Source organism: Rhodoluna sp. (genome assembly GCF_044232805.1).
Classification (GTDB): domain Bacteria; phylum Actinomycetota; class Actinomycetes; order Actinomycetales; family Microbacteriaceae; genus Rhodoluna.
On sequence record NZ_JBIILG010000037.1, the window covers coordinates 1 to 10,940 of the forward strand.

Consider the following 10,940-nt stretch of genomic DNA (forward strand, 5'->3'; position numbering starts at 1 on the left):
GGTACTAACCGTGGCTGCAATTGTGTCGGAACAAATATGTCGACTACCCGATGAGCCCAAAGACAATCAGACAGATCAGATGGTGAGCAATTGAAACAGGGAAGATTAAACATCGGCCTTGTGGGCAGCGATGTCATAGGAATTGCAATTGCAACAGCCTTGCAAGAAGCAGGACATCTGGTTGTAGCGGTTCCCAAAGACCAATCTGACTCGAAAGACAAACTGGAGCACTTGTTCCCAACCGCAAAGCCTCTATCAAATGACGACATTCTTGCGGCATCAGATTTAGTGCTACTAGCAGTTCCAGCAAACAAAATCGAGTCAACCGTCACAAGTCTTGCTGAATCAAATGCCTGGCGCAAAGGACAGCTTGTTGTTCACTTTGCACCAGAGCATGGCCATGAGATTCTGGAAGCGGCAACCGCGCAAGGCGCTATCGCACTTGCCATTCACCCTGCGATGCATTTCACCGGAACAAGTCTCGATCTTCGCCGTATGAAAGAAAGCTACTTCGCCGTTAGCGCTCCACAGGTAGCGCTCCCGATTGTTCAAGCGCTGGTTATTGAAATGGGGGCCGAGCCGATAGTTATCGAAGCTTCTGGGCGCGAAAGCTACTTCGAGGCGATAGAAGTTGCCAGCAATTTCTCGGCGATGATTGTGAACCAGGCTGTTGGATTACTTGAGCAAGCAGGGGTTGAAAACCCAGCACTTGTTATTGCGCCAGTTATCGAAAGCGCCGTGGACCAAGCTCTTTCCAAGGGTCACCGAAGCATTGACCCAACTGAACTTCTGGATGAGCAGTAAATGAAAACCATTCGCACCGTGTCTGCGCTAAGCGCCGAGTTAGCTACAGCAAGACAAAGCGGCGAGAAAATTTCATTTGTCCCAACCATGGGTGCAATTCACGCGGGTCACTTGTCATTGATTGAAATAGCCAAAAAGCAAACGGGATTTGTGGTTGCTTCTATATTTGTAAACCCTCTGCAGTTCGATTCCACATCCGACTTTGATCTTTACCCAAGAAACGAAGCCGCCGACACTGCGGCTTTGGAATCCGCTGGTGCAGATGTTTTGTTTTTGCCCAGCGTTGAAGAGATTTACCCAACCGGTGAAACTAACACCCGCTCTGCCGGGCCAATTGGAGATCTCTATGAGGGTCAGGCAAGAAAAGAACACTTCGATGGCATGCTCACGGTTGTTGCAAGACTGTTTGAGATCGTTAGCCCCGATGTTGCAGTCTTTGGCACTAAAGATGCCCAGCAGTTGTTTTTGATCCGAAGGATGCTGCAACAGGAGAAAAAATCTGACTGGGGTAGCAAATTGCAGCTTGTCGAAGGCCCCACAATTAGAGAATCAACCGGCTTGGCTTTATCGAGCCGGAACCGAAGGCTTAGTTCGAGTGAAATGCAGGTTGCGCTATCACTATCGGAGGCTCTTAATAAAGCACACAAATGCGCAGCCTCCGGTGAAGGAATTTCAAGTGCTCTTGGTGAGGCAATGAAAGTCTTTAGTTCAAATCCAGAGGCTAAACTTGATTATCTGGCGCTTGTGAATCCAGAATCCTTTGAAGCTTTGGAGGATGGTTTCACTGGCCAGGCACTGATGATTGTTGCTGCAGAGGTGGGCAATGTTCGACTGATTGACAATAGGTCAATCACTTTCTAGGAGCAAGATGAGCGAGAATCTCGAGAACGAGGCAGAAGACCTCCCCGAGCAGATTGCCATTCGCCTCGCTAAGCGCGACAAACTTCAAGAAACGGGAAGCGCTTACCCGGTCTCACTTCCAATTACTCACACCATCGGAGAAGTTAGAGCCAAATTCCCGAACTTGGAAATTGATGTTTCAACCGGTGAAAAGGTTGCGGTTTCAGGACGAGTAGTTTTTGCCCGCAACACCGGAAAGCTTTGCTTTGCCACATTGCAAGCTGGCGACGGCGAAAGAATCCAGGCAATGGTCAGCCTCGACAAGGTAGGCGAGGAATCACTCGAGCAATACAAAGAACTCGTTGATCTGGGAGATCACCTGTTTGTTGAGGGTGAAGTAATAACTTCCAAGCGCGGTGAACTAAGCATCCTGGTTGCAAGCTGGAAGATGGCTGCAAAGACAATTAGGCCTCTTCCAAACATGCATAACGAACTTTCTGAAGAGTTCCGTGTTCGCCATAGGTACATCGACCTGATTGTTCGTGACCGAGCCAGGGAAGTAGTAAAGATTCGCTCACAGGTCATGCAGTCGATGCGTAAGACTTTTACCGAAGACAACTACCTAGAGGTAGAAACACCAATGCTCCAGGTTATGCACGGTGGTGCGTCGGCCAGACCTTTCAAGACACACATGAATGCATTCGATGTTGAGCTTTACCTCCGAATCGCTCCAGAGCTTTTTTTGAAGCGTGCTGTTGTAGGCGGGTTGGAAAGAGTTTATGAAATCAACCGAAACTTCAGAAACGAAGGTGCTGACTCCACTCACTCCCCAGAGTTTGCAATGCTTGAGGCCTACCAGGCCTACGGTGATTACAACACCATGGCTGATCTAACTCAGAAGCTAATTCAAAATGCGGCGCAGGATGTTTTTGGCACCCAGGTCATCGAACTAGAAGGCGGCGAAAAGAACGATCTATCTGGTGCATGGGATCGCATCTCGATGTTTGATTCTCTTTCTGCTGCAGCTGGAGAAGAGATCACCCCGGTTACTCCAATGAATGCACTAAAGAAGATTGCTGACAAGGTTGGAATTGAAATCGATCACCCACTTCAAGGCAAATACGTCGAAGAGCTTTGGGAGCACTTTGTAAAGCCGGGGCTAACCAAACCCACCTTCGTCATGGATTTCCCTGTTGACACCTCACCGCTTACTCGCGATCACCGCGATAAGGCAGGCGTAGTTGAGAAGTGGGATCTATACATCCGCGGCTACGAGCAAGCAACTGGTTACTCCGAACTTGTGGACCCAGTAATTCAGCGAGAGAGATTCGTAGCTCAGATGGCACTTGCCAAGTCGGGAGACCCAGAAGCTATGAAGCTCGATGAGGAATTCTTGACGGCTTTGGAGTTTGGAATGCCGCCATCGGGTGGAATGGGAATGGGCATCGACCGATTGCTGATGACTCTTACTGGCCTCGGCATCCGGGAGACAATCTTGTTCCCGTTGGTTAAGTAATTATGGAAAACGTAGAAACCCCAGAGCTAACTGGTCTGGAATGGGTAGCATATTTCGCCATGTCCACAGTGCCCCCAATTCTGATGGGAATCATCTTCTATATCGTTATGCGGGCCATCTTTAGGGCCGACTCCACAGAGCGCAAGGTTTATGCCGAAATAGAAGCCGAAGAGCGGGCCAAGCGCAAAAAGCTGCCTAACGCCTAGGGCGAACAAGCCCCAAAAGGTGCCTCGTGGCTGGTTAACATCTTTATCTAGACGTAATTAGCGGCGTCATAAGGAGCCAAGAAATGTTCGAGAAATTCACCGATAAGGCAAGACGCGTTGTCGTCTTGGCTCAGGAAGAAGCCAAGCTTCTAAATCACAATTACATCGGTACCGAGCACATTCTTTTGGGTCTTATTCACGAGGGAGAGGGAGTCGCCGCTAAGGCTCTCGAGTCTCTTGGAATCAACCTCGACTCTGTTCGCGATCAGGTTCAGGAAATTATTGGTCAGGGGCAGCAAGCTCCTTCTGGTCACATTCCATTCACCCCTCGCGCCAAAAAAGTTCTTGAGCTTTCGCTTCGCGAAGCACTGCAGCTAGGCCACTCATACATCGGAACAGAGCACTTGCTTTTGGGTCTTATTCGCGAAGGTGAGGGTGTTGCAGCTCAGGTGCTTACTCGCCTAGGCGCAGACACTAACCGCGTGCGCCAGCAAGTGATTCAGTTGCTATCTGGATTCCAAGGTAAAGAAACCGTTCAGGTTGGTGGCGAGCAAGTTGCTCCGCAAAAAGGTTCACAGATTCTTGACCAGTACGGCAAGAACCTAACTCAGTCTGCTGCCGAAGGAAAGCTTGACCCTGTTATCGGCCGTGAGCGCGAAATTGAACGCGTTATGCAGATTCTTTCTCGCAGATCCAAGAACAATCCAGTTCTAATTGGTGAACCAGGAGTTGGAAAAACTGCAGTTGTCGAAGGATTGGCACAAGCCATCGTTCAGGGCAACGTTCCAGAAACTCTAAAGGGTAAGCAGCTTTACACACTAGATCTTGGTTCCTTGATTGCAGGTAGCCGTTACCGTGGTGACTTCGAAGAAAGACTAAAGAAAGTAACCAAGGAGATTCGCACCCGCGGAGACATCATTACTTTCATTGATGAGATCCACACCCTTGTTGGGGCAGGTGCTGCTGAAGGTGCAATTGATGCCGCATCAATTTTGAAGCCGATGCTGGCTCGAGGCGAGTTGCAGACTATTGGTGCAACGACTTTGGACGAATACCGTAAGCACTTTGAAAAAGATGCAGCGCTAGCTCGCAGATTCCAGTCGGTTCAGGTAAACGAGCCGAGCCTGCCACACACCATCAACATCTTGAAAGGTCTTCGTGACCGCTACGAAGCCCACCACAAGGTTTCAATCACCGATGGTGCAATCGTTGCAGCAGCTTCACTTTCAGACAGGTATGTAACCGACCGGTTCCTTCCGGACAAGGCCATTGACCTTCTGGATGAAGCAGGAGCCAGGTTGAGACTTTCAATTCTTTCTTCTCCTCCAGAGCTTCGTGAAATCGAAGAGCGCATCGTCGGAGTCCGAGTAGAAAAAGAAAAGGCAATCGAGAACCAGGACTTTGAACTTGCTGCCTCGAAGCGCGATGAGGAAAAGAAACTTATCGGAGAACGAGCTCAGTTAGAAAAGCAGTTCCGCAAAGGAAACGTGGCAGCTGCAGGAGTCGTTGACGAAGGTTTGATCGCTGAAGTTTTGGCTCAGGCAACTGGTATTCCAGTATTCAAGCTCACTGAAGAAGAAAGCGCGAAGCTGATCTTTATGGAAGACGAGCTACACAAGCGCGTCATCGGTCAGCAAGAAGCTATTGCCGCACTGTCCAAAACTATTCGTCGCCAGCGTGCGGGACTGAAAGATCCAAAGCGACCATCTGGCTCCTTTATTTTTGCCGGACCAACCGGTGTTGGAAAAACAGAGCTAGCTAAAGCATTGGCAGAGTTCTTGTTTGACGACGAGAACGCACTTATCTCCCTGGACATGTCTGAGTATGGCGAGAAGCACACCGTATCTAGGTTGTTCGGTGCCCCTCCAGGATTTGTTGGATTCGAAGAGGGTGGTCAGCTAACCGAAAAGGTAAGGCGCAAGCCATTCTCGGTTGTGTTGTTTGACGAAATCGAAAAGGCCCACCCGGATATCTTCAACTCACTACTTCAGATTCTTGAAGAGGGTCGTCTAACCGATGGCCAGGGTCGAGTAATTGATTTCAAGAACACCGTGATCATCATGACCACCAACTTGGGTGCCAGGGACATTTCTCGCGGAGCCATGGGCTTTAGCTTGGAAGGCTCTAGCGAAAACGACTACCAGTTGATGAAGGCCAAGGTCAACGAGGAGCTAAAGCGCAGCTTTAGACCGGAGTTCCTAAACCGCGTTGACGAAACAATCGTGTTCCCTCAGCTTTCACAGGTTGAACTTCTGCAAATTGTTGAGCTGTTCATCAAGCGCCTAGCTACTCGCCTAGAGGAAAGAGACCTAACTCTCGAGCTGACCACGAAGGCAAAAGAGCGTCTAATGGAAATTGGTTACGAGCCGTCCCTTGGTGCAAGACCGCTACGTCGAGCAGTACAGAGAGAAATCGAAGACCGCATCAGCGAGCAGATCTTGCAGGGAGAGCTGAAAAACTCCAGCCACATCGTTGTTGACTTTGCCAACGGAGAGTTTACTTTTGCCAGCAAGCTCAGAGAACCTGTCACTGCAGCGGTTTAGTCACTAAAGATATCCTCACCAGACAGATAAGCAAAGTAATCATGAGAGGCTGTCGATGGATTCTTGGATAGATATCCTGACCGATCCAAACCATTTGTTGGCAGATTTTCTGATGAATGTCGGTTTTGAGATTGTGTTTGCCTGGATTACCTATCTAGCTCTATTGAGGGTTTTCATTAGAAAAGGCAAAGGAAAACACAGGCCTAAGTGAGCAAACCTAACCGCTGAGCTGTTAACCCAAGCGCTTGGTTAGTAAAAATTCTTCGCAACACAGCCACGCCTAGGCAAAGCTTGAAACCTGCCCAAGTAAATTAGAGGAATGTCTCAAACACGAAGAACACTTTCTCCAGCTGTTTACCGAAGACGTCGCATCGCTACAGCACTAGTGCTTGCCTTGCTCGTTGGACTAATTTGGGCAGGCGTGAATGCCGTTGGTTCATGGCTCGGAGCGTCACAGACTCCCACCCCGACTCCACTTCCCGAAGGACTAAACGAATCCAGCGTCGTAGTTGAGGCCGGTGAACCCTGCCCCCCAGGAACTGTTTCAGTCATGGCCCAGGTTGGCGATAGCCAAGGTGTTCTGATGAACAAATTTAGCGACGACCAAACCCCACACATCTGGTTCACCTTGACCAACACAAATTCCGTGGACTGCAAATTCAACGTCGGTGCAAAAGTTCAGTATTTCACCATCAAATCTGGCGACCAACAAATCTGGACTTCAAGACAGTGTAATCGCGAAGGACTAACAGATAGTGAAATAGTTCTAAAGGCAGCTCAGACAAGCACCAGCCCAGTCCAGCCGTGGGAAAAAGTTTCATCAAGCTCAACGGGTTGCGGACCAGAGCAAGAAGCTGTGGTGACCGGTGGAGCCAGTTATCACGTAGAAGCTGAAGTAAACGGAGAGCTTTCTAATAACGACCAGCAGTTCGTACTGGATTAGTTTTTTAGCCCTGCCGCCAGCGCTTTAGTGAGCTGAGTGAAGCTTGAGTCAATCACTTTCGTGAAACCCAATCGGTTTGCTTCGTTTTGCCTAATGACCGCTTGATTTACTTTTCTGATTTCCCCAGCAAGGCTGATTTCACCAAAGGCCACCACATCGTGTGAAATTGGCTGGTCTTTGATGGCCGAAGCGATGGCAAGTGCGATGGCAAGATCTGCGGCAGGCTCGGAAATCTTTACACCGCCAACGGTTGAAACATAGACATCCAGTTCGGAAAGCCTCAACCCCGCTCTTCTTTCTAGTACCGCCAAAAGCATGGCAACTCTTGATGCATCAACCCCGTTGGTGACTCGCCTGGGTTGGGCAGTTGAACTCTTAACAACCAAAGCCTGAACCTCAGAAATAAGAGCTCGCTTACCTTCCAAAGTGACAGTTACACAGGTTCCAGAAACCTGAGTTTCGTTTCTGGAAAGAAATAAGCCGCTTGGGTCTGTTACTTCAACAATGCCGTCACCAGTCATTTCAAAGCAACCAACTTCATCGGTTGGCCCAAATCTGTTTTTGAAAGAACGAATAAATCTAAGACTTGTTTGCCTGTCTCCTTCGAAGTGACAAACCACGTCAACCAGGTGCTCAAGAGTTCTAGGTCCTGCAACTGATCCATCTTTGGTTACGTGTCCGACCAAAATAATCGGAAGATTAGTTTCTTTGGCTACGCGGATTAGGTTGGCGGCAACTTCGCGAACCTGGGACGGCATGCCTGCCGCACCATCAATTTCACCAGCCAGAATCGTCTGCACCGAGTCAACAATTAGTAAATCCGGTTTCAAGTGCTGAACTTGGCCAAGCAGAGTAGATAAGTCATTTTCTGATGCGAGATAGAGATTCTCGGATAAGGCTCCGGTTCTATCTGCACGAAGCTTTATTTGGCCAGTCGATTCCTCGCCGCTGACGTATAAAACCCGAAGGCCCGATTTAGCACTGTTCGCAGCAACTTCAAGTAAAAGCGTTGATTTACCAACGCCTGGTTCACCGGAGAGCAAAACAACAGCTCCCGGAACAATGCCGCCGCCTAGAACTCGGTCAAACTCTCCAACACCAGTTGGTCTTGAATGGACGTTATCGGTAGAAATTTCGGTGATTGGCTTGGCAGCAAAATCATCACCGATTAGCGCTGGCTTTATGGAGCGAACAATACCCGTGCCTCTGCCGGATCCAACGGCGGTTAGTTGAACGGTGTCCCAAGCTTGGCACTCGCCGCAACGGCCAACCCACTTAGCTGTGGACCAGCCACACTCCACACAAGAAAACTCTGCCTTGGTCTTTGCCATGATCCTCCAATAGCTTTCAAACTTACCCTGACCCACCGATAAGGATGTGGGCCTAGGCTTAAACCATGGAAACAAAGCAGATAGCAATTCTTGGCACTGGCTCGATGGGTAAAGCCATTCTCAGCGGTCTGCTTGCTGCAGGAACTAGCCCGGCTAATGTTCGAGTGACCACCAAATCGAAAGCCAGCGCAGACGCTATTTCCTCTAACCATGCAGTCCAAGCCACCGCCTTGGAATCAGACTCGGCTGCGAACTCCTCTTCGGTTAAGGATGCAGACCTAGTTATCTTGGCTGTGAAACCAAACATGATTCTTGAAACCCTAAAAGATGTTGCGTCAGTTCTAAAGCCAGACTGCTTGGTTGTTTCCGTTGCAGCTGGTATCACTACCGCAGCCATGGAAGAGCAGCTATCAGGCCACGCAGCAGTTGTTCGGGCAATGCCAAATACTCCATCTGTTGTTGGCTTGGGTGTTACGGGAATTAGCCAAGGCTCCAATGTCTCGGCCAAGCAACTAGATCTGGCTGTAGAGCTATTTTCAAGCGTGGGTACAGTTCTGGTCGTTGATGAAAGCAAAATCGATGCTCTCAGCACAATATCTGGTTCTGGCCCGGCATATGTTTTTTACTTTGCCGAAAAACTCATTACCGCGGCCAAGTCTCTTGGATTTAGCGAGCAAGAGGCGAGCCTGATGGTGAAAGAAACATTCCTTGGATCAGCAACATTGCTGGCAACTTCTTCGAGCTCCCCAGAAGAACTAAGGCAGCAAGTAACTTCTCCAAACGGGACCACGATGCAAGCAACAGGAAGATTTGATGCTGCAGATCTAGAACGAGTTTTCATTGAAGCAACCGAAGCCGCCTTGGCCAGGGCAAAAGAGTTAGGTAGAATTAAACCATGAGCGACATTTTTAATGCACTGGCAAATCCAAAAGCCCGTTTAGTTCTAGAGACCCTAGCCAAAACTCCGTCTTCGACGGCTTCGAAGCTAGCTGAAGCTAGCAAGGTTTCCTCGGAACAAGTAACAGCGCAGCTGACCGAACTTGTTGAGGCAGGGCTAGTTCGCTCAACTGGTTCTGGCACCAGCAAGAAGTATTCAATAAACGCCAAGGGTTTTACCCCTTACTTGACTTGGTTTGCCAAGGTGGCAGAATCGCAGGCAGTGGCAAGAGTTAACCAACAGGTAACTGAACTTGGCGGCAGGGTGGGAAGCGCAGTTTCTACTGGCACCAAATGGGTTTCAGGCCAAGTCACTGCCAAAGTCGATATTGACCCTAAGAAACTTGGAAAGCAGCTTGGCAGGATGCTGGCAGATGTGAAAACTGAAGCTCAAAGAGAAGTTAAGGGCGTTAAAAAAGACGCAAAAAGAATTGTCAAGACTGTAAAGGCACGCATCAAGGCTGGGAAGTAATTTTCTCCAAGAGAGCTTCAACTTTTGACTTTATGTTGTTTCTAATTTCACGGACCTTTTCAATTGGCTGATCCTTAGGATCATCCAATGGCCAATCAAGATAAGTCTTACCTGGAAAATAAGGGCAGGCGTCACCACAACCCATAGTGATCACATAATCACTGGCAATTACCTTCTCATCAGATAGCTTCTCTGGAACAGAAGATGATAAATCAATTCCCTCTTCAAGCATTACGGCCATTGCCATGGGATTGATTTGAGTTCCAGGATCGGTTCCAGCCGACAATACCTGAACACTTTCTCCACCAAGATGCTTTAGGTAACCTGCTGCCATTTGTGAACGGCCAGCGTTATGAACGCAAACGAACAAGACAGTAGCTTTAGTTCCCATTTTCTAACCTGCTTTCTTTACGCGAATCAGTACTTCATTGTGTTTTAGAAAACCTGGTTTCCAAGGAGGATCAAACCTGGACCAGTAAAGGTTGCCTTGGGGAACTAGTCCAGCCCGGGTAACTTCTTCCAGAAGCTTTGTACCTTCGCTTTCGAACTTTTCTTTGTTCCAGGAGCCGCCAAATTTTCTGGCGGCGGCAAGATGGGCGGGCACTCGAACGACGCTTACCTTTGAGTCTGCGGGTGAGGGAGTATTGGACTCATCCATCTCTTCCGGCATAACAAAACGCACCTTATGCCTGCTGGTAGTTACCGATTCCTGAATCACAGGAGCGGTCATTGCAATCGCTTGTCGCGCCCTGTTGTTTCCACTTATGAAGTTCACCAGGGGTCTAAATCCAATGCTTCCTGCGTTGATGAAGTCGCCGGCTACCTCTGTTTCTATTTGCATTCCTGCGGGGTAGTCACGAAGCTCAAATTCGCCATGCCGTTTAAGCAGGCGGTATGGTTGGTTCTGTGTCATACAAGTCAGTCTAGTAAAGACACTTTTCCGATGTTAAACTAGACCTGAACAGGGAGGAAACATTGAGTCAACCAGCCAGCGACAGCGAAATGAGAAAGCACGCGGCAAAGCTTCTCAAGAAACGTGAAGACTTTAAGCAGTACATGTGGGTCTACCTGATCGTGACTGCAATTACAACTGGAGTGTGGTTCTTCACCACCCCAGACGGCTACTACTGGCCAATATGGGTCATTTTTGGTATGGGAATCGGTGCAGTATTTACAGCACTTGACGCCTATGGAAAGCTTTCCAACAAGCCCATAACTGAGGCTGACATCGACGCCGAAGTTGAGCGCCTCAAGCGCAACAGCTAAGCTGGCTAGGTTGCCCAATTGGGCTAGAAAATATATGAGGTTTCTGTGGGTTCAGTAATAAAAAAGCGTCGCAAGCGTATGTC

13 protein-coding genes are annotated in these 10,940 nt (G+C 48.9%); 10 read left to right on the forward strand and 3 right to left on the reverse strand.

The window, feature by feature from the left end:
* The first annotated feature begins 90 nt into the window (after positions 1-90).
* From AC9UES_RS05320 to AC9UES_RS05350, 7 genes are all read left to right on the forward strand, one after another.
* The gene (locus AC9UES_RS05320) at positions 91-804 is read left to right on the forward strand and encodes a DUF2520 domain-containing protein (RefSeq protein ID WP_509527335.1); all 714 of its coding nucleotides are present in this window, start codon (positions 91-93) and stop codon (positions 802-804) included.
* Positions 805-1,665, forward strand: coding sequence for a pantoate--beta-alanine ligase (panC, locus tag AC9UES_RS05325; protein WP_509527337.1), 861 nt, complete (start codon positions 805-807; stop codon positions 1,663-1,665).
* Between the two features lie 7 nt (positions 1,666-1,672).
* Positions 1,673-3,160 (forward strand): lysine--tRNA ligase, encoded by a 1,488-nt coding sequence (gene lysS, locus AC9UES_RS05330; RefSeq protein ID WP_509527339.1) that lies wholly within the window; start codon positions 1,673-1,675, stop codon positions 3,158-3,160.
* A 2-nt stretch (positions 3,161-3,162) separates the two neighbouring features.
* The gene (locus AC9UES_RS05335; protein WP_509527341.1) at positions 3,163-3,366 is read left to right on the forward strand and encodes a hypothetical protein; all 204 of its coding nucleotides are present in this window, start codon (positions 3,163-3,165) and stop codon (positions 3,364-3,366) included.
* An 83-nt stretch (positions 3,367-3,449) separates the two neighbouring features.
* Positions 3,450-5,909, forward strand: coding sequence for an ATP-dependent Clp protease ATP-binding subunit (locus AC9UES_RS05340; RefSeq protein ID WP_509527343.1), 2,460 nt, complete (start codon positions 3,450-3,452; stop codon positions 5,907-5,909).
* Between the two features lie 55 nt (positions 5,910-5,964).
* Positions 5,965-6,120, forward strand: coding sequence for a hypothetical protein (locus AC9UES_RS05345; RefSeq protein WP_509527345.1), 156 nt, complete (start codon positions 5,965-5,967; stop codon positions 6,118-6,120).
* A gap of 108 nt (positions 6,121-6,228) precedes the next feature.
* Complete coding sequence (locus AC9UES_RS05350) at positions 6,229-6,852, forward strand: hypothetical protein (RefSeq protein ID WP_509527347.1); 624 nt, start codon at positions 6,229-6,231, stop codon at positions 6,850-6,852.
* Here AC9UES_RS05350 and radA read toward each other — a convergent pair.
* Positions 6,849-8,183 carry a DNA repair protein RadA gene (gene radA, locus AC9UES_RS05355; RefSeq protein WP_509527349.1) on the reverse strand — a complete coding sequence of 445 codons (1,335 nt, stop codon included), beginning with the start codon at positions 8,181-8,183 and terminating at the stop codon, positions 6,849-6,851. The two genes, AC9UES_RS05350 and radA, sit on opposite strands and share 4 nt — an antisense overlap.
* 65 nt (positions 8,184-8,248) lie before the next feature.
* Here radA and proC point away from each other — a divergent pair, with 65 nt between their 5' ends.
* Together proC and AC9UES_RS05365 are read left to right on the forward strand one after the other, a co-directional pair.
* Positions 8,249-9,082 carry a pyrroline-5-carboxylate reductase gene (gene proC, locus AC9UES_RS05360; RefSeq protein WP_509527351.1) on the forward strand — a complete coding sequence of 278 codons (834 nt, stop codon included), beginning with the start codon at positions 8,249-8,251 and terminating at the stop codon, positions 9,080-9,082.
* Positions 9,079-9,591, forward strand: coding sequence for an ArsR/SmtB family transcription factor (locus AC9UES_RS05365; RefSeq protein ID WP_509527353.1), 513 nt, complete (start codon positions 9,079-9,081; stop codon positions 9,589-9,591). The genes proC and AC9UES_RS05365 overlap by 4 nt, the downstream gene beginning before the upstream one ends.
* Here AC9UES_RS05365 and AC9UES_RS05370 read toward each other — a convergent pair.
* Both AC9UES_RS05370 and AC9UES_RS05375 read right to left on the reverse strand, forming a co-directional pair.
* Entirely contained in the window at positions 9,575-9,982 is a 408-nt protein-coding gene (locus AC9UES_RS05370; protein ID WP_509522791.1) for an arsenate reductase ArsC, read from the reverse strand. The two genes, AC9UES_RS05365 and AC9UES_RS05370, sit on opposite strands and share 17 nt — an antisense overlap.
* Positions 9,983-9,985: 3 nt before the next feature.
* Positions 9,986-10,504 carry an SOUL family heme-binding protein gene (locus AC9UES_RS05375; protein WP_509527355.1) on the reverse strand — a complete coding sequence of 173 codons (519 nt, stop codon included), beginning with the start codon at positions 10,502-10,504 and terminating at the stop codon, positions 9,986-9,988.
* 62 nt (positions 10,505-10,566) lie between these two features.
* Here AC9UES_RS05375 and AC9UES_RS05380 point away from each other — a divergent pair, with 62 nt between their 5' ends.
* A complete protein-coding gene (locus AC9UES_RS05380; RefSeq protein ID WP_509522789.1) occupies positions 10,567-10,857 on the forward strand; it encodes a 2TM domain-containing protein in 291 nt (96 codons plus the stop codon).
* Positions 10,858-10,940: the final 83 nt, after the last annotated feature.